The 24,874-nt window shown below is 72.7% G+C and carries 22 protein-coding genes; 11 read left to right on the forward strand and 11 right to left on the reverse strand.

Going from position 1 to position 24,874, the window contains the following annotated elements:
* Positions 1–3: 3 nt before the first annotated feature.
* Positions 4–765, reverse strand: a complete 762-nt coding sequence (locus ACH5HR_RS04700; protein ID WP_416476515.1) for an IclR family transcriptional regulator — start codon at positions 763–765, stop codon at positions 4–6.
* 84 nt (positions 766–849) lie between these two features.
* Here ACH5HR_RS04700 and hutH point away from each other — a divergent pair, with 84 nt between their 5' ends.
* From hutH to hutI, 3 genes are read left to right on the forward strand one after another with little or no spacing between them, the layout of a single operon-like run.
* A complete protein-coding gene (gene hutH / locus ACH5HR_RS04705; RefSeq protein WP_416476516.1) occupies positions 850–2,454 on the forward strand; it encodes a histidine ammonia-lyase in 1,605 nt (534 codons plus the stop codon).
* Positions 2,455–2,476: 22 nt separating this feature from the next.
* A complete protein-coding gene (hutU, locus tag ACH5HR_RS04710; RefSeq protein WP_416476518.1) occupies positions 2,477–4,144 on the forward strand; it encodes a urocanate hydratase in 1,668 nt (555 codons plus the stop codon).
* Entirely contained in the window at positions 4,144–5,412 is a 1,269-nt protein-coding gene (gene hutI, locus ACH5HR_RS04715; RefSeq protein ID WP_416476519.1) for an imidazolonepropionase, read from the forward strand. The genes hutU and hutI overlap by 1 nt, the downstream gene beginning before the upstream one ends.
* 2 nt (positions 5,413–5,414) lie before the next feature.
* Here the strand turns inward: hutI and ACH5HR_RS04720 are convergent, their stop codons facing one another.
* The 6 genes from ACH5HR_RS04720 to ACH5HR_RS04745 are packed head-to-tail and all read right to left on the reverse strand — an operon-like array spanning position 5,415 to position 12,202.
* A complete protein-coding gene (locus ACH5HR_RS04720; protein ID WP_416476521.1) occupies positions 5,415–6,344 on the reverse strand; it encodes an arginase family protein in 930 nt (309 codons plus the stop codon).
* Positions 6,341–7,036, reverse strand: coding sequence for a glycosyltransferase (locus ACH5HR_RS04725; protein WP_402373891.1), 696 nt, complete (start codon positions 7,034–7,036; stop codon positions 6,341–6,343). The genes ACH5HR_RS04720 and ACH5HR_RS04725 overlap by 4 nt, the downstream gene beginning before the upstream one ends.
* Position 7,037: 1 nt before the next feature.
* On the reverse strand, positions 7,038–8,561 hold the full coding sequence (locus ACH5HR_RS04730; protein ID WP_416476523.1) for a GH39 family glycosyl hydrolase: 1,524 nt from the start codon (positions 8,559–8,561) through the stop codon (positions 7,038–7,040).
* Positions 8,562–8,578: 17 nt separating this feature from the next.
* Entirely contained in the window at positions 8,579–10,237 is a 1,659-nt protein-coding gene (locus ACH5HR_RS04735) for an ABC transporter substrate-binding protein (protein WP_416476524.1), read from the reverse strand.
* Positions 10,238–10,286: 49 nt separating this feature from the next.
* Positions 10,287–11,210, reverse strand: a complete 924-nt coding sequence (locus tag ACH5HR_RS04740) for a carbohydrate ABC transporter permease (RefSeq protein ID WP_402373883.1) — start codon at positions 11,208–11,210, stop codon at positions 10,287–10,289.
* Positions 11,204–12,202, reverse strand: a complete 999-nt coding sequence (locus ACH5HR_RS04745) for an ABC transporter permease (RefSeq protein WP_402373880.1) — start codon at positions 12,200–12,202, stop codon at positions 11,204–11,206. Before ACH5HR_RS04745 ends, ACH5HR_RS04740 begins: the two co-directional genes overlap by 7 nt.
* 247 nt (positions 12,203–12,449) lie before the next feature.
* Here ACH5HR_RS04745 and ACH5HR_RS04750 point away from each other — a divergent pair, with 247 nt between their 5' ends.
* On the forward strand, positions 12,450–13,475 hold the full coding sequence (locus ACH5HR_RS04750) for a LacI family DNA-binding transcriptional regulator (RefSeq protein ID WP_416476526.1): 1,026 nt from the start codon (positions 12,450–12,452) through the stop codon (positions 13,473–13,475).
* Between the two features lie 23 nt (positions 13,476–13,498).
* Here the strand turns inward: ACH5HR_RS04750 and ACH5HR_RS04755 are convergent, their stop codons facing one another.
* Positions 13,499–14,605 carry a sugar kinase gene (locus tag ACH5HR_RS04755; RefSeq protein WP_402373874.1) on the reverse strand — a complete coding sequence of 369 codons (1,107 nt, stop codon included), beginning with the start codon at positions 14,603–14,605 and terminating at the stop codon, positions 13,499–13,501.
* On the reverse strand, positions 14,602–15,243 hold the full coding sequence (gene eda, locus ACH5HR_RS04760; protein ID WP_416476527.1) for a bifunctional 4-hydroxy-2-oxoglutarate aldolase/2-dehydro-3-deoxy-phosphogluconate aldolase: 642 nt from the start codon (positions 15,241–15,243) through the stop codon (positions 14,602–14,604). The genes ACH5HR_RS04755 and eda overlap by 4 nt, the downstream gene beginning before the upstream one ends.
* A 68-nt stretch (positions 15,244–15,311) precedes the next feature.
* Between eda and ACH5HR_RS04765 the strand changes: the two genes are divergently transcribed.
* The 3 genes from ACH5HR_RS04765 to ACH5HR_RS04775 all read left to right on the forward strand — a co-directional run bounded on the left by ACH5HR_RS04765 (position 15,312) and on the right by ACH5HR_RS04775 (position 17,857).
* Positions 15,312–16,067 (forward strand): IclR family transcriptional regulator, encoded by a 756-nt coding sequence (locus ACH5HR_RS04765; RefSeq protein WP_416476528.1) that lies wholly within the window; start codon positions 15,312–15,314, stop codon positions 16,065–16,067.
* A gap of 82 nt (positions 16,068–16,149) precedes the next feature.
* The gene (locus ACH5HR_RS04770; RefSeq protein ID WP_416476530.1) at positions 16,150–17,163 is read left to right on the forward strand and encodes an NAD-dependent epimerase/dehydratase family protein; all 1,014 of its coding nucleotides are present in this window, start codon (positions 16,150–16,152) and stop codon (positions 17,161–17,163) included.
* 22 nt (positions 17,164–17,185) lie between these two features.
* Complete coding sequence (locus ACH5HR_RS04775; protein ID WP_416476531.1) at positions 17,186–17,857, forward strand: HAD hydrolase-like protein; 672 nt, start codon at positions 17,186–17,188, stop codon at positions 17,855–17,857.
* Positions 17,858–17,965: 108 nt separating this feature from the next.
* Here the strand turns inward: ACH5HR_RS04775 and ACH5HR_RS04780 are convergent, their stop codons facing one another.
* A complete protein-coding gene (locus ACH5HR_RS04780) occupies positions 17,966–20,533 on the reverse strand; it encodes an ATP-dependent Clp protease ATP-binding subunit (protein WP_416476532.1) in 2,568 nt (855 codons plus the stop codon).
* Positions 20,534–20,818: 285 nt separating this feature from the next.
* Here ACH5HR_RS04780 and ACH5HR_RS04785 point away from each other — a divergent pair, with 285 nt between their 5' ends.
* Together ACH5HR_RS04785 and ACH5HR_RS04790 are read left to right on the forward strand one after the other, a co-directional pair.
* Complete coding sequence (locus ACH5HR_RS04785; RefSeq protein WP_416476534.1) at positions 20,819–21,403, forward strand: hypothetical protein; 585 nt, start codon at positions 20,819–20,821, stop codon at positions 21,401–21,403.
* A gap of 23 nt (positions 21,404–21,426) precedes the next feature.
* Positions 21,427–22,293 carry a universal stress protein gene (locus ACH5HR_RS04790; protein WP_416476535.1) on the forward strand — a complete coding sequence of 289 codons (867 nt, stop codon included), beginning with the start codon at positions 21,427–21,429 and terminating at the stop codon, positions 22,291–22,293.
* Here the strand turns inward: ACH5HR_RS04790 and ACH5HR_RS04795 are convergent.
* Positions 22,274–23,326, reverse strand: coding sequence for a glycoside hydrolase family 43 protein (locus ACH5HR_RS04795; RefSeq protein WP_416476537.1), 1,053 nt, complete (start codon positions 23,324–23,326; stop codon positions 22,274–22,276). The two genes, ACH5HR_RS04790 and ACH5HR_RS04795, sit on opposite strands and share 20 nt — an antisense overlap.
* A 69-nt stretch (positions 23,327–23,395) precedes the next feature.
* On the opposite strand from ACH5HR_RS04795, the gene ACH5HR_RS04800 reads away from it, so the two are divergent.
* On the forward strand, positions 23,396–23,998 hold the full coding sequence (locus tag ACH5HR_RS04800) for an alpha/beta hydrolase family protein (RefSeq protein WP_416476539.1): 603 nt from the start codon (positions 23,396–23,398) through the stop codon (positions 23,996–23,998).
* 86 nt (positions 23,999–24,084) lie between these two features.
* On the forward strand, positions 24,085–24,864 hold the full coding sequence (locus ACH5HR_RS04805) for an RAD23 family protein (protein WP_416476541.1): 780 nt from the start codon (positions 24,085–24,087) through the stop codon (positions 24,862–24,864).
* Positions 24,865–24,874: the final 10 nt, after the last annotated feature.

Genomic DNA, 24,874 nt, shown 5'->3' on the forward strand with positions numbered 1-24,874 from the left:
GCGTCAGCCCGAGGCCCCGAGCCGACGCGAGACCTGCGCCGCCGCCCGCCCGACGGCGGCCGCGAGCGCCTCGCGCCGGGCTCCCGTGACGTCGTCGGACCGGAACGTGAGCGCGATCCCGGCGACCGGGTACCCCGTGTGGTCCACCACCGGGTGCGCCACCGAGGACAGTCCGTCGGTGACCTCGCCGTCCTCGACGGCGTGACCTCGGCGGCGCGCGTCGCGCAGCACCGCGCGCAGGGCCTGCAGCGTGCGCGGCCCGACGCCGGTCCGGTCGGTCAGGATCGAGGCGCTCGGGAAGAGGGCACGGACCTGCGCGGCGGGCAGCCGGGCGAGCACGGCCCGACCGCTGGCCGTCAGGTGCGCGGGCAGCCGGACGTCGACGTCGGAGACGAGGCTGGGGCGGTGCGGCGCGCGCTGCTCGACGAGGTAGAGCACCTCGCGACCGTGGAGCACCGCGAGGTGGGCACTCTCGCGGGTGGACTCGACGAGGTGCGCGACCACGGGGCGGGCGAGCCGCGCGAGCGGCGCCTGCCGGGCGTAGGCCGACCCCAGCGACAACGTGGCCGTGCCGAGCCCGTACCGGTGGTCCTCGGGCAGGTGGACGACGTAGCCCTCGTCCGCCAGCACGGACAGCAGGTGGTAGACGGTCGAGCGGGGCAGGCCGAGGTGGTGCGCCACGGCGGCCGCCGGCGAGGGTCCGGCCTGCGCCGCGAGGTAGCCGAGCACACGCAGCACGCTGCGCGCGGCGGGGACGTCACCCATCCTTGCCTCCCGTTGTCTGGGATCCCAGACTCAACCGCCGCGCAGCGTCTGTCCAGCCCGCTGCCCATGAGGTGTCCTGGGCGTATGACCGACACCCTGGCCCCACCGGCCGGCCACGCCGACGGCACGGCCGCCGTCTCGATCACCGGCGACCCCCTGACCGTCGACGACGTCGTCGCCGTCGCCCGGCACGACACGCCCGTCCGCGTCGCCGACCGGGCCCGGGCGGCGATGGCCGCAGGCCGCGCCGTCATCGAGGACCTCGCCGCCGACGACCGCCCGCACTACGGCGTCACCACCGGGTTCGGAGCGCTGGCCCGTCGACACGTCCCCGCCTCGCAGCGTGCACGTCTCCAGCTCAGCCTGGTCCGCTCCCACGCGGCAGGGACCGGCCCCGAGGTGGAGCGCGAGGTGGTGCGCGCGCTGCAGCTCCTGCGGCTGAACACCCTGGCGACCGGCCGCACCGGCGCGCGCCCCGTGGTCGCCGAGACGTACGCCGCCATGCTCGAGGCGCAGATCACGCCGATCGTCCACGAGTTCGGCTCCCTGGGCTGTTCCGGCGACCTCGCGCCGCTGGCCCACGTGGCGCTCGCCGCACTCGGGGAAGGCACCGTCCACGACGCCGACGGCGGCACCCGCCCGGCGCTCGACGCGCTCGCCGAGGCAGGCGTGGAGCCCCTGGTGCTGCGCGAGAAGGAGGGCCTGGCCCTCATCAACGGCACCGACGGCATGCTCGGCATGCTGTGCCTGGCCGTCGCGGACCTGCGCCTCCTGCTCACCACCGCGGACGTCGCCGCGGCCGCCAGCGTCGAGTCGCTGCTCGGCTCCGACGCCGCCTACGCCGCAGACCTGGTGGCGATGCGCCCGCACCCCGGCCAGGTAGCGTCGGCGACGAACCTGCGGGCGCTGCTCGACGGGTCCCCCGTCGTCGCCAGCCACCGCACCCTCGACGCGGCGGGCCGGCCGGAGTGCACGCGCGTGCAGGACGCCTACTCGCTGCGCTGCGCGCCGCAGGTGCACGGGGCCGCACGGGACACGCTCCACCACGCCGCCGCCGTCGCCGACCGCGAGCTGGCCTCCGCCATCGACAACCCGGTCGTCACCGTCGACGGCCGCGTCGAGTCCAACGGCAACTTCCACGGGGCGCCTGTCGCTTACGTGCTCGACTTCCTCGCCGTCGCGGTCGCCGACGTCGCGTCGATGAGCGAGCGACGCACCGACAGGTTCCTCGACGTGGCGCGCAGCGAGGGCCTGCCGCCGTTCCTCGCCGACGACCCCGGCGTGGACTCCGGCCTGATGATCGCCCAGTACACGGCCGCGGGGATCGTCAGCGAGCTCAAGCGGCTGGCGGCACCCGCCAGCGTGGACTCGATCCCGTCCTCGGCGATGCAGGAGGACCACGTGTCCATGGGCTGGGCCGCCGCGCGCAAGCTGCGCCGCGCCGTCGACGGGCTCGGGCGCGTGCTCGCGATCGAGCTGCTCACCGCCACCCGTGCTCTCGACCTGCGCTGCACCGGCGGCCTCGAGCCTGCCGCCGGCACCGGCGCGGTGCGCGACCTGCTGCGCACCGCTGTCGCCGGACCTGGACCGGACCGCTTCCTCGCCCCCGAGATCGACGCCGTGACCCGGCTCGTCGTGGGCGGCGACGTGGCCGCCGCCGCGAGCGCCGCCGTCGGCCCGCTCCGCTGACCCCACACCGAAGGAGACGACGATGTCTTTCGACCGCGGCACTCCCGTCCCGGTCCGCGCCCGGCGCGGGACCACGCTCACCGCGCGCAGCTGGCAGACCGAGGCGCCGCTGCGCATGCTCATGAACAACCTGGACCCGGAGGTGGCGGAGCGGCCGGACGACCTCGTCGTCTACGGCGGCACCGGCCGTGCCGCACGCGACTGGCCGAGCTACCACGCGATCGTGCGCACGCTCACCGACCTGCGCGACGACGAGACGCTGCTCGTGCAGTCCGGCAAGCCCGTCGGGGTGCTCCGCACGCACGAGTGGGCGCCACGCGTGCTCCTCGCGAACTCGAACCTCGTGGGCGACTGGGCGACGTGGCCCGAGTTCCGACGTCTCGAGGCCATGGGCCTGACGATGTACGGGCAGATGACGGCCGGATCATGGATCTACATCGGCGCGCAGGGCATCCTGCAGGGAACCTACGAGACGCTCGCGGCCGTCGCGGCCAAGAGGTTCGGCGGCACGCTGGCCGGGACCCTCACCCTGACGGGCGGGTGCGGCGGCATGGGCGGCGCGCAGCCGCTCGCGGTGACGCTCAACGGCGGCGTGTGCCTCGTGGTCGACGTCGACCACGCGCGCCTCGAGCGGCGCGTGCGCGAACGGTATCTCGACGAGGTCGCGGACGACCTGGACGACGCCGTCCGGCGGGTCGAGTCCGCCCGACGCGAGCGCCGTGCCCTGTCCGTCGGCGTGGTCGGCAACAGCGCGCACGTGGTGCCCGAGCTGCTACGACGCGGCATCGAGGTGGACGTCGTGACCGACCAGACCTCGGCGCACGACCCGCTGTCCTACCTCCCGCTCGGGGTCTGCGTGGACGAGTGGGTCGACTACGCCGCCGCGAAGCCGGAGGAGCTCACCGACCGGGCGCGCGAGTCGATGGCCCGGCACGTCGAGGGCATGGTCGGGTTCCTCGACGCGGGCGCCGAGGTGTTCGACTACGGCAACTCGATCCGCGACGAGGCACGCCGCGGCGGGTTCGACCGGGCCTTCGACGTCCCCGGCTTCGTCCCCGCGTACATCCGGCCGCTCTTCGCCCAGGGCAAGGGACCGTTCCGGTGGGCCGCGCTGTCCGGTGACCCGCGGGACATCGCGGCCACGGACGACGCCGTGCTGCGGCTCTTCCCCGACGACGACCACCTGCACCGCTGGATCCGCGCCGCACAGGACCGGGTCGCGTTCCAGGGCTTGCCGGCGCGCATCTGCTGGCTCGGGCACGGGGAGCGCGACCGCGCCGGGCTCGCGTTCAACGAGCTGGTCGCCTCCGGCGAGGTCCGTGCGCCCGTCGTGATCGGGCGGGACCACCTGGACGCCGGGTCCGTCGCGTCGCCGTACCGCGAGACCGAGGGCATGGCCGACGGCTCCGACGCGATCGCCGACTGGCCGCTCCTCAACGCGCTCACCGCGGCGTCCTCGGGGGCCACCTGGGTGTCGCTGCACCAGGGCGGCGGCGTCGGCATGGGTCGGTCGATCCACGCCGGGCAGGTCTCGGTCGCGGACGGCACGCCGCTCGCCGGGCAGAAGCTCGAGCGCGTGCTGTCCAACGACCCGGCGCTCGGCGTCCTGCGGCACGTCGACGCCGGGTACGACGGCGCCGTGGCCGCCGCCGGGCGCGGCGGGCTGCGCGTGCCCGGCCGGGAGGCATGATGCACGAGGTCGAGCACCACGAGCACGGGGCGACGCTGCTGTTCGGCATCGGCGAGCTGACGACCAACGTGCCGGGCGTGGCCGGCGCCGACGGCCCGGACGACCCCACCGCCGTCGTGCGCGACGCCGCGATCCTCCTCGACGGAGACCGTGTCGCGTGGGTGGGACGGGAGGCCGACGCCGCGGCCGGGGTCGAGGCGGCGATCGGGCGGGCGCCCGACCGGACGGTCGACGTCGGCCGGCGGGCCGTGATCCCCGGGTTCGTGGACTCGCACACGCACCTGGTGTTCGCCGGGGACCGCGCGGCCGAGTTCGAGGCGCGCGCGGCCGGTCGCCCCTACACGGCCGGTGGGATCCGCACCACCGTCACCGCCACACGAGCGGCGTCGGACGACGCGCTGCGCGCCGGACTGGCGCGGCACGTCGCCGAGGCCGCCGCCCAGGGCACGACGACCCTCGAGATCAAGAGCGGCTACGGGCTGACCGTGGCCGACGAGGAACGCTCCGTGCGGCTCGCGCGGGAGGTGACCGACGAGGTGACCTTCCTCGGGGCGCACGTGGTCCCTCCCGAGCTCCAGGGGCGCGAGGACGAGTACGTCGAACTCGTGTGCGGCGAGATGCTCGCCGCGTGCGCGCCGGCCGCGCGGTGGGTCGACGTCTTCTGCGAGACGGGAGCCTTCACACCCGACCAGGCGCGGCGGGTGCTCACGGCCGGTGCCGCCGCGGGGCTGGGCGTGCGTGTCCACGCCAACCAGCTCGGCCCCGGCGACGGCGTGCAGCTCGCTGTCTCGCTCGGCGCAGCCTCGGTGGACCACTGCACGTACCTGTCGGACGACGACGTCGCGGCACTCGCGTCCTCGTGGACCTCGGCGGTCCCCGGCACGGGAACCGTGGCGACGCTGCTGCCGGGCGTCGAGCTCTCGACCAGGCAGCCCTACCCGGATGCGCGCCGGCTGCTCGACGCCGGCGTCGTCGTAGCGCTCGCGAGCGACTGCAACCCCGGCTCGTCCTACACGAGCTCGATGCCTCTCATGGTGGCGCTCGCGGTGCAGGAGACGGGGATGACCGTCGCCGAGGCCGTGCGGGCCGCGACGGCGGGCGGGGCGGCAGCGTTGCGGCGCTCCGACGTCGGCCGGCTCAGCCCGGGCGCGCGGGCCGATCTCGTGGTGCTGGACGCGCCGTCGCGGACCTACCTCGCCTACCGGCCGGGCGTGCCGCTGGTGTCCCACGTCTGGAAGGAAGGACGCGAGCTCCACCCGTCGAGGTAGGGCTACCCGGTGCGCAGCGCGAGACCCGCGAGCGCCTCCAGCACGCACAGCGCGGCGAGCCGCACCGTCCGGCCGTCGGGGGCGTCGGCCGTGGCGTCCACCTCGGCGACGTCCACCGAGCGCACGCCCCGGCCCTGCACGAGCCCCCGCACGAGCGCACGGAGCTCGTGAGCCGCGATCCCGCCCGGGACGCTCGCCGGGCACCCCGGGGCGACGGACCGGTCGCAGACGTCGACGTCGACGTCCAGGTGCACGGGCCCGCTCGCGGCCCCGGCGACCTCCAACGCCTCGGCCACCACAGCCGCGACCCCTCGGGACCGCAGCTCGTCGAGCGACACGACCCGGATCCCCAGCTCGTGCGCCCGCCGCCCGTACGCCGCTGAGTTCGCGAAGTCCGCGATCCCGATCTGCACGACCCGCGCCGGGTCGAGGCCCGCCTCGATCAGCCGCCGCACCGGGGAACCGTTCGAGACGCCGTCGCGCAGGTCGTGGTGCGCGTCGAGCGTGACGAGCCCGGCCGTCCCGATCTCCCGTCCCCAGGATCCGAGCGCCGCGGGCACCGTCAGCGCGTTGTCCCCGCCGAGCGCGACCAGCAACCGGGCACCACGCACGGCCTCGGCGACGGCGGCGCGCGCCCGTTCCTCCCCTGCCGGTCCGTCGGGGTCGGGCACGTCGCCGTGGTCGACGACGGCGAGAGCGCCCAGGTCGACCGTGCCGCCGCCGTCGAGCACCCGGCGCGGGTCGGGATGCCTCAGCGCCGGGCTGTACCGGCGCAGCGCCTCGCGCACGGCGGCGGGCGTCGCGTGCGCACCCGTCGGGGACAGGGAGGTACGCCAGGTGCCGATCCCCAGCAGCGCGACGTCAGCGGGACCGGGACCGGGCGCGGGCCAGCCTCCGGCGCGCGGCCAGAGCGGGTCCTGGGAGAGGCTCACGGGGACTCGACGAACCGCAGTCGCACCTCGGCGAGCAGCGGCTTCTCCCAGCGCAGCAGCAGCGCCACGAGGAGCACGCCGAACGCCGCGAGCACCGCCGGTGCGGTCAGGAACACGACCGCACCGGCGAGCACGACGGCGGACACCACCGCCAGGGTCACGCGCGGCAGGCGGCCGAGGAAGTACAGCGCGAGCCGCGCGGTGTCACGGCCGCGGAAGCTGAAGAACGACGCGATGACGGTGGCCTGGACCATCCAGAGCAGCAGGATGACGGCGAGGCCGATGAGGATCCCGGCCCACCAGACCGGCACGCCGGCCACGGCGATGTTCACGGTCGTCCAGGACAGCACCGCGAGCGCGAGGAGTCCCGGCACCCACACCTTCAGCACGTCGCCGAGGTTCATCCGGTACCCCTTGACGAACGCCGGGCCGGGGGTCAGGCCGTCGTCTCGGGCCTTGGCCCCGAGGGCGAAGAGCGCCGCGGAGAGTGCCGGCCCGACGAACACCGCCGAGCCGACGGCCAGCGGCACGTTCGACGGGTCCGGCGCGATGAGGAAGAGCAGCACGACCGTCGGCGACACGCTGATCGCCAGGAGCAGCCCGACCACCAGCAGCCGGTACACCGTCGACGTCGCCCGGCCGGCGGGCCCGTGGTCGTGGTCGCCGGGGACCGGCGCGTCTGAGGTCGTCACATCACGTACCGTACGGCCCCCGGCCCAGGATCCGGGAGTCGTCGAGCCACGGCGGGGTCTCGTCGTGCACGGCGTCCAGCTCCACGAGGGTGACCTCGTGGCGCCCCAGGGTCAGGTCGAGGGCGACCCGCCCGTCGACCGCCTCGAGGGACCGGTGGCTGCGCGCCGGCCCGGCGGCCTCGTACAGGGCTTCGAGCTGCCGGGGACGCGGGGATGCCGGCCGGCCCATCTCCCGCCACGCCGCCCAGGCGTTCCCCTCGGTCTCGTTGACCACCGACCGGTGCGCGTACACCGTGCGGGACCCCGGCACCGGGACCGAGAGCCGCAGCTCGTGGCGCTCGGGCTCGACCGGGTCGTCCGTGCCGCCCACCGGCTGCCAGGCGAGCACCGTGACGCGTCCGGCGTCGTCGCGCGTGACCAGGTGGTCGGCACCGCGCGAGAGGACGTGCCGTCCCATCCGCGCCATGAAGGCGTAGACGTGGAACGTCGGCTTGCGGACCTGCCGGTGGGTGACCATGCCGAAGCCGCCGTGGAACAGCGACGTCGGCACGCCCTCCTCCTCGAAGGTGTCGCTGAACGTCCAGTAGGAGAACGAGTCGACCAGGTCGCCGCCCGCCGCGAGCACGGGCGCGAGGTACGCGGCGTTGTACGCCGTGTCGTGCACCGGGTTGTCCGGCCGGTAGGAGGTGTTGAACTCGGTGACGTGCATCGGCAGGTCCGCCAGGGGCGTCCCGGCGAGCAGCTCCTTGGGGCGGGCGAACTGCTCCAGCAGGCGCTGCGGCTCACGGACGGTCTGGTAGACGCCGAACGGCACGTGCTGCGCCTGGCCGGACGTGTAGGCGTGCACCGAGACGAAGTCGCACGGCACGTCGCGCGCCAGGACGAACTCGGCGAACGGCTCCCACCAGTCGTCCGCACCCGGGGAGAGGGCCGGGCCGCCCACCTGCAGCGAGGCGTCCACGTCCTTGACGGCGTGCGCCGTCACCTCGTAGAGCCGCAGGTAGGCGTCCCGGTCGGCGCCCTGCCAGAAGTGCGTCAGGTTGGGCTCGTTCCACACCTCGATCGGCCAGGTGCGCACCTCGTCCAACCCGTAGCGGTCCACGAGGTGGCCGACGACGGCACGCACCAGCGCCGCCCACTCGCGGTGGTCCCGGGGCGGGGTCACGTTGCCCCGCCACCAGAACACCGTCTGGTCGCCGGACGCCAGGCCGGTCGGCATGAAACCCAGCTCGATGAACGGCTTGATCCCGAGCCGGAGGTAGGCGTCGACGATCTGGTCGACGTAGGTGAACGCGTAGCGTGTCGCGGTGTGGCCGGCGACGTCGTACGGCCGGTGCACCCCGACGTCGTCGGAGAGCAGGCCGTGGCCCCGGACGTACCGGAAGCCGATCTCGCGCTGCACCAGGGCCAGGGACTCCTGGACGTCCTGGCGCAGCGCGAGGTTGAAGCGGCCCGTGCCGACGCAGGACCGCCAGGCGTCGCTGAGCTCTCCTACGGGTTCGGCGGGCACGGTGAGGCGAGGCACGGGGCTCCTTCGGGTAGTCAGTCGCCGACGCCGGCGGCAGCGTTGGCGCGGTCGACGTAGTCGGTCATGCCGGCGCCCTCGAGCTCGGCGACGTACGCGTCCCACTCGGACATCGGGCGGTCACCGAGCATGAACTGGGCGGTGTTCTGCATGACGACGTCCTGCAGGGTGGTCTGCTGCAGGCCGGCCTGCTCCTGCTCCATCTCGTCGTACTGGACGGTCGGCGGGATCGGCAGCTCTTCCTTGACCGCGTTCATCCCGTCCATGAACTCGATGACCTCGTCGCTCATCATCGACTTGTCGAGGTCTTCGGTGGAGCCGTGGGCGATCGACCAGACGCCGTTGTAGTAGCCGAAGTCGGCGTTGAGGAGCTGGGGGGCGTCCGGGTTCAGCTCGCCCCAGCCGACCTCGTCGACCAGGACGCGCTCGTCACCCTCACGCTCGAACGTCTCGCCCTCGACGCCCCACTTGGCGAACTCGAGGCCCTCGTCGGAGTAGTAGAGCCAGTCGACGAACTGCAGCATCGCGAGGAAGTCGTCCTGCTCGGCGGCCTGCGCGGAGAACATCAGGCCGGACTCGCGGCGCGTGCCGCCCGGGATGTTGTCGCCGGCCGGACCGCCGGGGACGACGATCTGCTTGATCTCGGCGTCGTCGTCACCGGTCTCGGCGAAGGCGTCGCGGTACTCGAGCAGCACCTGGTCGTTGGAGCCGATCGCCGCGGCCTGACCGGAGGCGAACTTCTCCTTGGCCTGGTCGTCGTCCTGCGTCAGCGCCTCGGGGTCCAGGAGGCCGTCCGCCACCAGGTCGGCGAAGTACTCGACCAGCGACCGGTACTCGTCGGAGGCGCCGGCGTACTCGTAGGCGCCGGCCTCGGCGTCCCACTGCAGGCCGAGCCCGTAGCCCCATCCGGCCACGGTCCCGAAGTTCGGCGCGGCGGCACTCATCGTGGCCTCGATCGGGCCGTTGATCGACCACCGGTCGGTCATGGCGTGGTCGAGGTCCGGGTTCTCCTCGGCGATGACGGCGAGCTGCTGGGCGAACTCGTCCCACGTCTTCGGGTGCTCGAGCCCCGCGTCGTCCCAGAGGTCCTGGCGGATGGCCACGGAGTACTGGTGCTTGGCGACCTCGTGCAGGCCCGGGATCATGTAGTACTTGCCGTCGGCCTGGCGCTGCGCCTCGATCTCCTCGGTCAGCCCCCACTCCTCCACCTTCTGCTGGAAGTTGGGCATGTACTGCACGTAGTCGGAGATCGGCAGGATCGCGCCACCGCCGATGAACTGGATCTCGTCGCCCGGGTACGTGGCCGGCATGATGTCGGGCGCCTCGCCCGAACCGATGAGCACCGAGCGCTTCTGCTGCATGTCCTCGAGCGGCACGTTCTCGTAGTCGAACGTGACGTTGTTGTCCTCCTCGAGGTGCTGGACCAGCGACCAGTCCTCCTTGAAGGGGTAGTTCGGGTGGTCGCGGTAGAGCAGCCCGAACTCGACGGGCTCGGTGGCCACGAACGTGTCGCCGGCCGCGAAGTCCTCCATGTAGCCGATCTGTGAGGCCGTGTCGATCGCGCCGGCCTCGCCTCCCTCCTCGGGGTTCTCGCTGCCGCCCGAGCAGGCGGTCAGGGTGACGGTCAGCGCGACGACGGCGCCTCCCGCGACGATCTTGCTCCGGATGATCCTCATGGGTCTCCTCCTGTGGTGAACGTCGTTGTTCGCGACGGTGGGGCGGGCCTCAGCCCTTGACCGAGCCGAGCATCACGCCCGACACGAAGTACTTCTGGATGAACGGGTAGAAGCAGATGATGGGCAGCACCGTCAGCAGCATCGCGACGGCTTGGATGTTGGCGCCGATCTGCACCGTCTCCATCCCCGCCTCCACGCCGCTGCCGGTCGCGCCGGCCAGCAGGTTGCGCAGGTAGAGCGTCACGGGCTGGAGCCCGGGGTCGCTCAGGTAGAGGAACGCCGGGAACCACGCGTTCCAGAACGAGACGGCGTAGAACAAGATCATGGTGGCCACCACCGCCTTCGACAGCGGCAGCACGATGCGCCCGAAGATCCCGTAGGTGGTCAGCCCGTCGATCGACGCCGCTTCCTCCAGGTCCTGGGGGAAGTTCTCGAAGAACGACTTCATGACCAGCAGGTTGAACGCGCTGATCGCGTTGGGCAGCACGATCGCCCAGATGGTGTTCTTCAGGCCGAGGTTGGTGATGAGCAGGTAGTTCGGGATGAGGCCGCCGTTGAAGAACATCGTCACCACGACGAGCCCGATGAAGAACGACCTGCCCTTGAGGTGCCGCTTCGACAGCGCGTACGCCATCGTGGTGGTGAGCACCATCGCGACCCCGGTCGCCAGGACCGTCTGGATGATCGTGTTGCGGTAGCCGGTCCAGAAGCGCTCGTCGCCGAACACCGTCTCGAAGGTGGTCAGGTTGAACCCCTTGGGCCAGAGGTTCACCTCGCCGGCCACGATGTACCCCTGCGAGCTGAACGCCTGGGCGATCAGGTTCACGAACGGGTACAGGGTCACCAGGCAGACGAGGACCAGCAGCACCGCGTTGACCACGCGGAAGATCGTGTAACCACGGCTGTCCTTGACCGTCGTCGGGACCGACCGGACCGCCGAGATGTCCGGTGTCCTCGGCGTCGTGCTCACCACAGGGACGCTCCAACCAGTCGCTTCGAGATGGCGTTGGCCGACAGGACGAGCGTCAGGCCGATGAGGGCCTCGAAGAGGCCGATCGCCGCCGCGTAGGAGAAGCTGCCGCTCGTCAGGCCCACGCGGTAGAGGTAGGTGGCGATGACGTCCGCCGTCGAGTAGGTCAGCGGGTTGTAGAGGAGGAGTACCTTCTCGAACCCGACCGCCAGGAAGGTGCCGATGTTGAGGATGAGCAGCACCACGATGGTGGGGCGCATGCCGGGCAGCGTGATGTGCCAGATCTGCTGCCACCGGTTGGCCCCGTCGATGCGCGACGCCTCGTAGAGCTGGTCGTCGATGGTGGTCAGCGCGGCGAGGTAGAGGATCGTGCCGAACCCGACGACCTGCCAGATCTCCGAGCCCACGTAGACGGAGCGGAACCAGTCGGCCCGCTGCATGAACGAGATCTCCTCGCCGCCCACGGCCGTGATGATCTGGTTGATCGTGCCGTTGAGCGCCGTCAGCTCGTAGACGAACCCGGCGACGATCACGATCGACATGAAGTGCGGCAGGTAGCTGATCGTCTGGACGGCCTTCTTGAAGCGGCGCGACCGGAGCTCGTTGAGCATGAGCGCCAGGACGATCGGCAGTGGGAAGACGATGACGAGGGTCAGCGCGCCGAGGATCACCGTGTTGGTGAACACCCGCCAGAACGTGGGGTCGTTCAGGAACATCTCGACGTAGTGGAACCCGACCCACTCGTCGCCGAAGATCGACCCGCCCGGCCGGAAGCGCCGGAACGCGATGACGTTGCCTGCCATGGGCACGTACCGGAACAGCAGGAGGAACGCGATCGGCAGGACGAGGAACGTGTAGAGCCGCCAGTCCTTGCGCAGCGCACTGGCCCAGGTCTCGCGGCGACGTCGGCGTGCCCCTGCGCCCGACGGCGGATCTTCCGTCGTGTCGACGACCACGGCGGGGGCTGTGCGCACCGCCTCGGTCCCTTGTGTCATGTGCTGCTCCTGGTTCGTCACGTCGTCGTGGCGGGCCGTCGAGCCCTGTGGCACCTATGCCTACCGAAAACTTTCGGTGTTGAAAACGTTGTCAACGCGAGTGACACTAGGCGGAGCAGCCAGAGCGGTCAAGTGGCGGGCGGTCACATTCGTGTCACGACACGGCGTTCTGGTCGCCGTCGGCCAGTCCATCGGCGCTACCATGGCTCCGAAAGTTTCGTTCAACCGCACCCTGAGAAGAGCCCTGATGACCGCTTCCCGCACCGCGCCGACGATCGCCCAGGTCGCCCGAGAGGTCGGCGTCTCGGTCCCGACGGTCTCGAAGGTGCTCAACGGGCGGCCCGACGTCGCCTCCGCCACGCGCGCGCGGGTCGAGGAGGCGCTGGACCGGCACGGCTACCGCCGCCGGCGGCCAGGCATCCCCCCGACGGGGGCGGGGCTCATCGACCTGGTCTTCCACCGGCTGGGCTCGACGTGGTCGCTCGAGATCATCCGCGGCGTCGAGGACACCGCCGCCGCGGGCCGTACGAGCGTGATCCTGTCCGAGCTCGGCGGCCGGCACCGCCCGCCGCGCACATGGCTGGAGACCACCCTGGCCCGGCCCCCGCTCGGCGTGCTGCTCGTGGCGTCCCAGCTCACCGCGGCGCAGCAGCGGCGGCTGACGAGCAGGTCCATCCCGTTCGTCGTCATCGACACCGACGGCGAGCCCCCGCCGGACGTGCCCACCGTGGGGTCCGACAACTGGAACGGGGGGCTCGCGGCGACGCGCCACCTCGTCGAGCTCGGGCACCGCCGGGTCGCCGCGATCTCCGGGCCGTCCGACATGCTGTGCAGCCGGGCCCGCATCGACGGCTACCGCAGCGCTCTCGAGTCGGCGGGGATCGCCGTCGACCCCTCGCTCGTGGACTCCGGCAACTTCTACGTGGAGGCCGGCTACGACGCCGCGCGACGCCTGCTCGACCGCCGGGACCGGCCGACGGCCATCTTCGCCGGCTCGGACATGCAGGCCATCGGCGCGCTGCGCGCCGCGCAGGAGCTCGGCCTGAGGGTCCCCGACGACGTCTCGGTGGTCGGGTACGACGACCTCCCGCTCGCGCAGTGGACCGTCCCGGCCCTGACCACGGTGCGGCAGCCGCTGGCGGAGATGGGGGCCGCGGCGACCCGCATGGTGCTCGAGCTGGCCGCCGGGAGCACCCCGGCGGTCACCCGGGTCAACCTCGCCACCGAGCTGGTGGTCCGGGAGTCGACCGCACCCCCACCCCTGACCCCCTGACGCAGGGGTGGGGGGTCAGGGGGTCAGCGCTGGACGCGCGCGCTGCCGCCCGCGGCGAGCTTGGCCACCTCGGGGAGCGTCGCCGTCGTCGTGTCCCCGGGGGTCGTCATGGCGAGCGCGCCGTGCGCGGCGCCGTACTCCACGGCCTCGGCGAGGGACTCCCGCTCCAGGAGCCCGTACGCCAGGCCCGAGGCGAACGAGTCGCCGCCGCCGACGCGGTCGAAGATCTCCAGGTCGGCGCGGTGGGTCGCCTCGACGAAGCCCTCGGCGCGCGACCACGCGATCGCACCCCAGTCGTTGACGGAGGCGGACTTCACGCCGCGCAGCGTCGTGGCGATCACCTGGAAGTTCGGGTACGCCTCGGCCGCCGTGCGGATCATGGCCCGGAAGGCCCCGGTGTCGAGGTCCGTCAGCGACTCGTCGACGCCCTCGACCTCGAACCCGAGCGAGGCCGTGAAGTCCTCCTCGTTGCCGATCATCACGTCGACGTGGTGCGCGAGGCGGCGGTTGACCTCGCGCGCCCGCTCCACCCCGCCGATGCCCTTCCACAGCGAGGGACGGTAGTTGAGGTCGTAGGAGACGATCGTGCCGTGCCGGCGGGCGGCGGACATGGCGGCCTCGGCGACGTCGGCGGCCGACTCCGACAGCGCCGCGAAGATGCCGCCCGTGTGCAGCCAGCGCACGCCGGAGGAGAACAGCGCGTCCCAGTCCACGTCGTCGGGCTGCATCTGCGAGATCGCGGTGTGCCCGCGGTCGCTGGCCCCGACGGCGCCCCGCACGCCGAAGCCGCGCTCGGTGAAGTTCAGCCCGTTGCGCACCTCGCGGCCGATGCCGTCGAAATCGCGCCACTGCACCCAGGACGTGTCCAGGCCGCCGGTGAGCATGCAGTCCTCGACCAGTCGGCCGACCTCGTTGTCCGCGAGCGCCGTGACGATGGCGCCCCGCAGCCCGAAGCAGCGGCGCAACCCCCGGGCGACGTTGTACTCGCCGCCGCCCTCCCAGACGTCGAAGCTGCGGGTGGTGCGGATGCGGCGGTCGCCCGGGTCCATGCGGAGCATGACCTCGCCGAGCGCGACGACGTCGTAGCGGCAGTCCGCGGCGGGGCGCGTGGTGATCGAGGGGTTGGTCATGAGTTCTCCTTCACGAGGGTGACAGCCTCTGCGGTGAGGCGGGTGATCTCGGCCCAGTCGCCGGCGTCGACCAGGTTCTTGGCGACCATCCACGAGCCGCCGACGGCGAGCACGGACGGCAGCGCGAGGTACTCACCGAGGTTGGCGGCGCTGATGCCGCCGGTCGGGACGAACCGCACGTCGCCGAAGGGCGCCGCGAGCGCCTTGAGGGCCGCGGCGCCGCCGACGACGGAGGCGGGGAAGAGCTTGACGGTCTCGACGCCGAGGTCGAGCGCCGCCATGATCTCGGTCGGCGTGGCGACACCGGGCAGCACGGGCACGCCGTGGTGCTGGGCGCGCTCGACGACGCTGCGCGACAGGCCGGGCGAGACGATGTAGCGCGCGCCGGCGTCGACGACGGCGTCCACCTGGGTGGCGTCGACGACGGTCCCGGCGCCGACGACGACGTCGGGGTGGCGGCGCGCGACGGCGCGGACGGCGTCGAGCCCGCCGGCGGTGCGCAGGGTGATCTCGGCGACGGGCAGGCCACCCGCGACGAGGGCCTCGGCGAGCCGCACGCCCTGGTCCGCGCCGTCGACCACGACGACGGGCACGAGACGGTGCTGTTCGAGGGTCTTCAGGGTGTCGCCGGGTGACATCTGCTCTCCGTTTCGCTATGGTGAACGCCTGTTGTTCACTACGGAATGCACCCTAGCAGGACGGTCCCATGGAACCCAGCCCGCTCGGCAGCGTCGACAAGGCCCTGCTCACCCTCGACGCCCTCGGCCGCGCCGGCGCCGACGGCACCTCCCTCGCCGACCTCGCTGCGGAGGTCGGCGCCAACAAGTCCACCCTGCACCGCACCCTCGCTGCGCTGCGCCACCGCGGCTACGCCGAGCAGGCCGAGGACGGCACCTATCGCCTCGGCCCCGCCGTCCTCGCGCTCGGCAGCACGTTCCTCGCCGAGGAGAACCTGCCGGCCCTCCTGCGCCCCGCGCTCGACGCCCTGAGCGCCGACGTCGACGAGCTCGTCCACCTCGGCGTCCTCGCCGGTCGCGAGGTCGTCTACCTGGAGAAGGTCGAGCCGCAGCGGGCGGTGCGCGTCTGGTCAGCCGTCGGACGCCGCCGCCCGGCCGCGACGACGGCGCTGGGCCGCGCGCTCCTGGCCGCCGGGCCGTTCGACGACGACGAGCTCGCCCGCTACGCCGACACGGACACGACGGCGGACCGGCTCCGCAACGCCGTCTCGGCCGCCCGCCGCCTCGGGTACGCCACCGAGACCGAGGAGAACGAGCCGGGCATCGCCTGCGCCGCCGTCGCCGTGCTCCGGGCGGGCCGGCCGCTCGCCGCCGTGTCCATCACCGCACCCGCCGAACGCATGACCGGCGCGGCCCGCGACGCGCGGATCGGCGCCCTCACCGAGACGTTCGCTGAGCACCTGCCGGTCGGCCTGAGCATCGCGGCAGCATCAAGGCGGTCCTGACCGGCGCCCGTCGGGCAGCGGTCCTGACCGGCGCCCGTCGGGCAGCGGTCCTGACCGGCGCCCGTCGGGCACCATGGCTGCCATGACCTCCACGCGCCCTCGCAACCCGCTCGACCTGCTCTTCATCGGCGGCTCCGGCATCATCAGTGCCGCGTCCGTCGCTCGCGCCGTGGCCCAGGGCCACCGCGTCACAGTCCTCAACCGCGGCCGGTCCACCACCCGCCCGCTGCCGCCCGAGGTCGAGACGCTCGTCGCGGACATCACCGACGACGACGCGGTCGACGCCGCGATAGCGGGCCGCGACTTCGACGTCGTCGCCCAGTTCCGCGCCTTCTCCCCCGACCACGTGGCCCGCGACATCGAGCGGTTCACGGGGCGCACCGGCCAGTACGTGTTCATCTCCAGCGCGTCGGCATACCAGACGCCGCCGTCCCGGCTGCCGGTGACCGAGTCCACGCCGCTGCGCAACCCGTACTGGCAGTACTCCCGCGACAAGATCGCCGGGGAGGACCTCCTGGTCCGCGCCTACCGCGACGATGCCTTCCCTGCCACGATCGTGCGCCCCAGCCACACCTACGACCGCACGCTGCTGCCCACGCTCGGCGCCTGGACCGACGTCGCCCGGATGCGGGCCGGCAGGCCGGTCGTCGTGCACGGCGACGGCACGTCGTTGTGGACGCTGACGCACACGGACGACTTCGCCGTCGGGTTCGTCGGCCTGCTCGGCCACCCGCACGCCGTGGGCGACACGTTCCAGATCATGGGCACGCACGCCCCCACCTGGGACCAGGTCTACACGTGGCTGGGCGCCGCCGCCGGGGTCCCCGACCCGGAGATCGTGCACGTGCCGTCCGAGGCGATCGCGCGCGTCCTGCCCGACGTCGGCGACGGGCTGCTCGGTGACAAGGCCCACTCGATGCTGTTCGACTGCGCCAAGCTGCAGGCGCTCGTGCCCGAGTTCGCCACCACCATCACCTACGACCAGGCCGCCCACGAGCAGATCGCCTGGTACGACGCGCACCCGGAGGCGCAGGCGCCCGAGGCCGTGCTCGACGCGGCGTTCGACCGGCTCGTGCAGCATGCCCGGTCGATCTGAGCGCGGCACGTAGCCTGGCGCCGTGACCACACCTCTCGTCCTGCTGGACCTCGACGGCACGCTCATGGACTCCGCGCCGGGCATCACGGCGTCGGTGGCGCACGCCTACCGCACGCTCGGGCTGCCGGTGCCCGACGCCGCCGCGTTGCGCTCGTTCGTCGGCCCGCCGATCCCGGACTCCTTCCCCGTCCACGGCGTGCCCCGCGAGCGCGTCGGCGAGGCGATCGTCGCCTACCGGGCCGCGTACTCCGCCGGGGGCATGTTCGACAACTCGGTGTTCGACGGCGTCGCCGCGGCCCTGCGCGAGCTGCGCGCGGCCGGGGTCATGCTCGCCGTGGCCACGAGCAAGCCCGAGGTGTACGCGCGACCCATCTGCGACCGGTTCGGCCTCACCGAGCTGGTCGACGGCGTCTTCGGCGCGCCGCTCGACGAGGCGACGTCGACCAAGGCCGACGTGATCGCGAAGGCGCTCGCCACGCTCGGACGACACTCCCCGGCCGCGCCCGAGGACGGCCCGGTGCTGATGGTCGGCGACCGCGAGCACGACGTGCACGGCTCCGCCGCGCACGGCATCGACTGCCTCGGGGTGACCTGGGGCTACGCCGCACCCGGCGAGCTCGAGGCGGCCGGCGCCGTCGGGCAGGTCCACGACGTCGCGGCACTGGCACGGGAGATCTTGGCTCGGCTGCGCTGAGCCGGCCGCCGCCGGCGCCCCGCGGCGAGCCCGCAGGCACGACGAAGGCCCCGGACCCTGTGAGGAGGGTCCGGGGCCTGGCGTCGTCAGGCAGCTGACGCGGCCGTGCTACTCAGCGCCGGCCTGCATCTGCCCGGTGGGCGGCAGGTCGGAGACGGAGACACCGGTCGGTGCGTCCAGAGCGGCCGCGGCACCGACCGAGACGGGTCCGCGGTCGTGCTCGGACTTGGGCACCCCGCGGAAGGTGAACTCCCCGAGGATCCCCTCGCCCTCGCCGTCGACCAGGACCATCTCGCCGGCCTTGAGCTCGCCGAACAGGATCTTCTCGGACAGCGCGTCCTCGATCTCCCGCTGGATGGCCCGCTTGAGCGGCCGGGCGCCGAGGACCGGGTCGTAGCCCTTCTCCGCCAGCAGTTTCTTGGCCGCCGGGGTGAGCTCGATGGCCATGTCCTTGTCGCGCAGGCGCTTGTCGAGCTTGGCGACCTCGAGGTCGACGATCTCGATGATCTCCTGCTCGGAGAGCTGCGGGAACACGATCGTGTCGTCGACACGGTTGAGGAACTCGGGCCGGAAGTGCTGCTTGAGCTCCTCGTTGACCTTCGCCCGCATCCGCTGGTAGTCGGTCACCAGGTCGCCGCCGGCGTTGAAGCCGGTCTGGACGCCCTTGGCGATGTCCCGCGTGCCGAGGTTCGTCGTCATGATGATGACGGTGTTCTTGAAGTCGACCACGCGACCCTGGGAGTCGGTGAGGCGACCGTCCTCGAGCACCTGCAGCAGCGAGTTGAAGATGTCCGCGTGGGCCTTCTCCACCTCGTCGAACAGGACCACGGAGAACGGACGGCGGCGCACCTTCTCGGTGAGCTGGCCACCCTCGTCGTAGCCGACGTACCCGGGGGGCGAGCCGAACAGCCGCGAGACCGTGTGCTTCTCCGAGAACTCCGACATGTCGAGCTGGATGAGCGCGTCGTCGTCGCCGAACAGGAACTCGGCGAGCGCCTTGGCGAGCTCGGTCTTCCCGACGCCGGTGGGCCCCGCGAAGATGAACGAGCCACCGGGACGCTTCGGGTCCTTCAGGCCGGCGCGCGTGCGACGGATCGCCTGGGACAGCGCCTTGATCGCGACGTCCTGGCCGACGACCCGCTTGTGCAGCTCGTCCTCCATGTGCAGGAGCTTGCTCGACTCCTCCTCGGTGAGCTTGACGACCGGGATGCCGGTCGACATCGCCAGCACCTCGGCGACGAGCTCCTCGTCCACCTCGGCGACGGTGTCCAGGTCGCCCGACTTCCAGGCCTTCTCCTTCTCGGCGCGCTGCTGCGTGAGCTGCTTCTCGGTGTCACGCAGGCCCGCGGCCTTCTCGAAGTCCTGGTCGTCGATCGCCGACTCCTTGTCGCGACGAGCCTCCGCGATCTGCTCGTCGAGCTCCTTGAGCTCCGGCGGGGCCGTCATCCGGCGGATGCGCAGGCGCGCGCCCGCCTCGTCGATGAGGTCGATCGCCTTGTCCGGCAGGTACCGGTCGTTGATGTACCGGTCGGCCAGCTGGGCGGCCGAGACGAGCGCGGCGTCCGTGATGGACACGCGGTGGTGCGCCTCGTAACGGTCGCGCAGGCCCTTGAGGATCTCGATCGCGTGCTCCATCGAGGGCTCGTTGACCTGGATGGGCTGGAAGCGACGCTCCAGCGCCGGGTCCTTCTCGACGTGCTTGCGGTACTCGTCGAGCGTCGTGGCACCGATCGTCTGGAGCTCGCCGCGGGCCAGCATCGGCTTGAGGATGCTGGCCGCGTCGATCGCTCCTTCAGCAGCGCCGGCACCGACGAGCGTGTGGATCTCGTCGATGAACAGGATGATGTCGCCGCGCGTGCGGATCTCCTTGAGCACCTTCTTCAGGCGCTCCTCGAAGTCACCGCGGTAGCGCGAGCCGGCCACGAGGGCGCCCAGGTCCAGCGTGTAGAGCTGCTTGTCCTTGAGCGTCTCGGGCACGTCGCCGCGCACGATGTCCTGCGCCAGCCCTTCGACGACGGCCGTCTTGCCGACGCCGGGCTCGCCGATGAGGACGGGGTTGTTCTTGGTGCGGCGCGACAGCACCTGCATGACCCGCTCGACCTCGGGCTTGCGCCCGATGACCGGGTCCAGCTTGCCCTCGCGTGCGGCCTGCGTCAGGTTGCGGCCGAACTGGTCCAGGACGGCGGACCCGGAGGGCTGCCCTTCCTGCGGACCGCCGGCGGCGACGGGCTCCTTGCCCTGGTAGCCGCTCAGCAGCTGGATGACCTGCTGGCGCACCTTGTTCAGGTCGGCACCCATCTTGGTGAGCACCTGTGCTGCCACGCCCTCACCCTCGCGGATGAGACCGAGCAGGATGTGCTCCGTGCCGATGTAGTTGTGGCCGAGCTGCAGCGCCTCGCGCAGCGACAGCTCCAGCACCTTCTTGGCACGCGGAGTGAACGGGATGTGCCCGCTCGGCGCCTGCTGGCCCTCACCGATGATCTCGGTCACCTGCGCGCGCACGCCGTCGAGCGAGATGCCCAGCGACTCCAGCGCCTTGGCGGCGACGCCCTCACCCTCGTGGATGAGACCGAGGAGGATGTGCTCCGTGCCGATGTAGTTGTGGTTGAGCATCCTCGCTTCTTCCTGAGCGAGGACGACCACCCGACGGGCTCGATCCGTGAATCTCTCGAACATGTGCTGCTCCCTCACGAGCGGCGTTTTCCTGGCCCCGTCGGATCGACGGCGACAGCCTGACCGCTACGACTCTATTCGCTCCCAACACGCCGACCCCCCTCCAGATGCCCGTGTTCGCCAGGGGCGTGACGGCGCGCCCCGTTGCCGAGACGCCGCCCCCGGAGCAATGGTGGTCGGAACAGGTCGCCGCACACGGGGAGGGCCACCATGGACGACGTCGGGCACGAGGCGGGGCAGGGCAGGAACAGTCGGCCGAGAGGGGCCCGGCCCGGCCCGGATCATCCGGTGGACGCCCGCATGGCGCGCTTCTCGGGAGTGGTCGGCGAGGTCGTGGACCCGTTGACGTGGGGCCTCGACCTGGAGGACGAGGCGCTGACAGGGTACGACGACGAGACGGACCCGACGTCGGACCGGTTCGTCCGGTCGTACCGCACCTTCGCGCGGGAGTCCTTCGAGGTGGAGACGCTGCGGACACCGGTGGCGGCCGACGCGGTGGAGGACGTGGTCCGTGCGGCGGCGAGCGGCGCGCTGGTCGCCCCGCTGCACGCCGACATCGCCTCCCCCGTCGAACCCGACACGACGCAGACGCCGCGCGGCACCTCGGACTTCGCCGACGACTTCGCGGACTACCGCAGCGCGATGCAGTCGATCGTGGCGGAGGTGGACGGCGTCCCGCTGGAGTCCTCGGAGCTCACCGTGGACGGCACGGCCCGGCCGGCCACCCGGGTCCGAGTCCGGGACGTCGCGGCCGTGCACGTCGCGCTGCGCGGGCGCGGCCTCGTCGTGACGGGCCCCGCGGACCTGGTCGACCGGGTCGAGGTCGTCACCCGGCCGATCCGTTCCCTGCTGCACCCGCCCGGGCGGCGCTGACCCGGCACCACTAGGCTGGCCGCATGGAAGGCATCCTCGTGGGCGTCAACGGAACCGTCGAGGCCGACGAGGCGCTGGACTGGGCGGTCAGGGAGGCCTCGTCGAGCGGCCACCCGCTCACCGTCGTCCGGGTCGCCCCGGCCGTGGACGAGGCCCGGCTCACCGGCGTCCTGGAGGAGGTGCGGGCCGAGACGGCGGCCATCCTGGACCGCGCGCGGGAGCGGCACGAACCGTTCGACGCCGAGTACGCCGTGCTCCCCGGCCCGGTCCCCGACGCGTTGCTCACCGCGAGCGCCGACGCACAGATGCTCGTGCTCGGCCGACGACGGCGTGGCCGGATCGGGCGCCGCGTGCTCGGTTCCGTCTCCACGACCGTCGTGGAGAACGCGAAGGTACCCGTCACGGTGGTGCGCCACATCGACCGGCCGACCGGCGATCCGCTCGACGTCCCTCCGCCGTCGGACGGCCCGCGCGTGGTGGTGGGTGTGGACACGTCCACCCCGTCCGTCGCCGCGCTGCGGCACGCCGCGGAGGTCGCGGCGCACTCCGGGGCCCTGCTGGAACCCGTGTTCGCCTGGCAGATCACGACGCTCGCGCCGCTGCCCGGCTCGTGGGGCTGGGCGCCGCCGATCGACGACTACGAGAACTTCGCGCGGGAGTGCCTCGACGCAGCGATCTCCGCGGCCGAGGTCGACCTGCCGGCGGGCCGCCTGCGCCCTCGGGTGGTGCACGGGCAGGCCGCGAAGGTCCTCATCGAGGCCTCCCAGGGCGCGGACCGGCTGGTGGTCGGCGCTCGCGGTCTGGGCGGCTTCGACCGCCTGCTGCTCGGTTCCACGAGCCGTCAGGTGCTGGACTTCGCCGGCTGCCCGGTCACCGTCCTGCGGGGGTGAGGTCGCCGGCGCTCCGGCCCCCGGTTCCGTCCGGGGCGAGCACCTCGGTCGACGTCGGCACCGGGCGCGCGCCCGCCACCGGAGCGCCCCAGAGCGGGTTGCCGGCCGCGTCGAAGGGCAGCACCTGGGCGCACGCGTGCCGGTTGGGGTCCCACAGCGGGTCCCCGACGATCTCCGTGTACGTGCGCGCGTGGTAGACGAGGACGGTCTCGCCGTCGGGCGTCTGCGTGAACGAGTTGTGCCCCGGGCCGAACTGACCTGCTGCCGGGTCCGAGACGAAGACCGGCTCCGCGCTCTTGGTCCACGACGCCGGGTCGAGGAGGTCGGCGTCCGCGTCGGCGGTCAGCAGGCCCATGGCGTAGTCGACGCCGGTCGCCGCACCCGAGTAGGTCAGCAGGACCCGTCCGTCGCGGACGAGCACCGAGGGCCCTTCGTTGACCCAGAAGCCCTTGGTCTCCCAGTCGTGCTCCGGCCGGGTGAGCTCCACGGCCGCCGTGGCGAGCGTCCACGGGTTCGCCATCCGGGCGATGTAGAGGTTGGAGTGGCCCCGGACGGCGAGGTCCTGCTGGGCCCAGACGAGGTACTGGTCGCCGCCGTGGACGAACGTCGTCGCGTCGAGTGCGAAGCTCTCCCAGCCGGTGTCCACCTGGCCGCGGTCGACCCACCCGCCGGTCAGGGGGTCGTCGGCCGTGCACTCCAGGACGAACACCCGGTGGTTGAAGGTCTCGTCGGCACCGGGGGCGTCCGCGGTGCCGTGGTCGTCGGGCGCGGCGGCGTAGTAGACGTACCAGGCGCCGTCGACCCGGTGGATCTCGGGAGCCCAGATCAGGTGGGACTGCGGGCCGGACTCGTGGCGGGTCCAGATGGTGACCTCGGGGGCCTCCTGGAGGTCCTCGAGCCGGCCGGCCCGGCGCAGCACGACCCGGTCGTACGCCGGGTACGAGCCGGTGAAGTAGTACTGCCCGTCGTGGCGCAGCACGTGCGGGTCGGCGCGCTGGAGCACGATCGGGTTGGTGGCGACCTGGTCCGTCATGGATGTCCTCGTTCAGTCTTATACAACGATGTAGAACGCCACGGTACCTGGTGCGCGAGACTGGGGTCCATGTCGACCACGCAGCACCCCCGCCCGGCCGGGCTCCTCCTGACCCCCGGAGCCGGGGCCGGCCGCGACCACCACACCCTGCGCGCCGTCGCCGACCGGCTCGCAGCACCTCCGGAAGGGTCGACGCGGCTCCCGCTGCCCGTCCGGCGGGTCGACTTCCCGTACCGCCTCGCCGGCAGACGGATGCCCGACCGCCCGCCCGTGGCGATCGCCCACCTGCGGGCCGAGGCGGAGAGCTTCGCGACGGAGCTCGACGTCGGCACGGACCAGATCCTGCTCGGCGGACGCTCCTACGGAGGGCGCATGTGCTCGATGGCGGTGGCCGACGGGCTGCGGTCCGCCGGGCTGGTGCTCCTCAGCTACCCCCTCCACCCGCCCGGCAAGCCCGAGAAGCTGCGGGTCGACCACTTCGGCGACCTCGACGTCCCCGTGCTGTTCGTCTCCGGCGACCGGGACCCCTTCGGCAGCCCCGCCGAGCTCGCCGCCCACACCGGCGCCATCCCGGGGCTCGTCACCCGGGTCACCCTGCCGGGCGCCCACGACGTGCGGAACCAGGACGACGCCGTCGCGGAAGCCGTCGCCGACTGGCTCACCGGGTTCTGACCAGGCGTCCCGGCCGGACGGGCGCGTCCCCTACGATGTGGTTCGCCCCCGCCGGAGCCCCGGCACCCAGCGTCGGAAGGTCACGCGTGCGCGTCGCCAGCCTTGCGGTCCGTGCCGTGCTCGTCGGTGCCCTCGGCGCCGGCCTCGCCCTCGCGGCACCGCTGCCAGCGACGGCAGACGACCTCGACGTGACCACGGACGGCGTCGCCTTCGACGGCAAGGAGCTCGACCACCGGGACCGGGACCGGCACGTCGGCTACTCGATCCGCAGCCTCGAGGGCTGGGACTACGCCTGGCTCACGGAGTCGCTCGACGGCGGCCGACGCGGCTACGTGACCTTCGCGTCCGCGGCGGACGAGATGCCCGAGGGCTACTGCGTCGCCTACGTCCACGTCCCCGGCGTCGGCGAGTGGTACGAGTCCCACCGCAACCCACAGTGCACCGAGCCCGCGGCCGCAGAGGCCGCCCCGCCGGACGAGCCGTCCCCGACGCCAGCACCCAGCGAGCCCGCCGACCCCTCCCCCAGCCCGACGGCGGAACCGTCGGCCGAGGCGCCGTCGTCGACCCCCAGCGCCTCGCCCACCCCGGAACCGACACCGAGTGCCACCCCGACGCCGAGCCCGTCGGACGAGCCGAGCCCGTCTCCGTCCGCCGTGGCGACCGGCGCGGCGATGGGTGCCGAGCAGTTCGAGGCGCTGGGCCGCAGCTTCAGCGGCGAGCTGCCCGCCGTCGACGAGCGGAACGAGGCCGCGGACCCGGCGGTGAACGACGGCGAGCTGTGGGCAGTCACCGGGCTCGGGCTCGCCGCGGCCGGGCTCACCGCCGGCGGCGTCGTCGTCTGGCGGCTCCGCGCACGCGGCGACTGACGGCGCCCGT

The organism is Isoptericola maris (assembly GCF_048065335.1).
Lineage (GTDB): Bacteria > Actinomycetota > Actinomycetes > Actinomycetales > Cellulomonadaceae > Isoptericola > Isoptericola rhizosphaerae.

Coding starts and splice junctions, on each gene's coding strand:
- ACH5HR_RS04700 (WP_416476515.1), bottom strand. CDS start 765: ATGGGTGACGTCCCCGCCGCGCGCAGCGTGCTGCGTGTGCTCGGCTAC.
- hutH (WP_416476516.1), top strand. CDS start 850: ATGACCGACACCCTGGCCCCACCGGCCGGCCACGCCGACGGCACGGCC.
- hutU (WP_416476518.1), top strand. CDS start 2,477: ATGTCTTTCGACCGCGGCACTCCCGTCCCGGTCCGCGCCCGGCGCGGG.
- hutI (WP_416476519.1), top strand. CDS start 4,144: ATGCACGAGGTCGAGCACCACGAGCACGGGGCGACGCTGCTGTTCGGC.
- ACH5HR_RS04735 (WP_416476524.1), bottom strand. CDS start 10,237: ATGAGGATCATCCGGAGCAAGATCGTCGCGGGAGGCGCCGTCGTCGCG.
- ACH5HR_RS04745 (WP_402373880.1), bottom strand. CDS start 12,202: ATGACACAAGGGACCGAGGCGGTGCGCACAGCCCCCGCCGTGGTCGTC.
- ACH5HR_RS04750 (WP_416476526.1), top strand. CDS start 12,450: ATGACCGCTTCCCGCACCGCGCCGACGATCGCCCAGGTCGCCCGAGAG.
- ACH5HR_RS04755 (WP_402373874.1), bottom strand. CDS start 14,605: ATGACCAACCCCTCGATCACCACGCGCCCCGCCGCGGACTGCCGCTAC.
- eda (WP_416476527.1), bottom strand. CDS start 15,243: ATGTCACCCGGCGACACCCTGAAGACCCTCGAACAGCACCGTCTCGTG.
- ACH5HR_RS04765 (WP_416476528.1), top strand. CDS start 15,312: ATGGAACCCAGCCCGCTCGGCAGCGTCGACAAGGCCCTGCTCACCCTC.
- ACH5HR_RS04770 (WP_416476530.1), top strand. CDS start 16,150: ATGACCTCCACGCGCCCTCGCAACCCGCTCGACCTGCTCTTCATCGGC.
- ACH5HR_RS04780 (WP_416476532.1), bottom strand. CDS start 20,533: ATGTTCGAGAGATTCACGGATCGAGCCCGTCGGGTGGTCGTCCTCGCT.
- ACH5HR_RS04790 (WP_416476535.1), top strand. CDS start 21,427: ATGGAAGGCATCCTCGTGGGCGTCAACGGAACCGTCGAGGCCGACGAG.
- ACH5HR_RS04795 (WP_416476537.1), bottom strand. CDS start 23,326: ATGACGGACCAGGTCGCCACCAACCCGATCGTGCTCCAGCGCGCCGAC.
- ACH5HR_RS04800 (WP_416476539.1), top strand. CDS start 23,396: ATGTCGACCACGCAGCACCCCCGCCCGGCCGGGCTCCTCCTGACCCCC.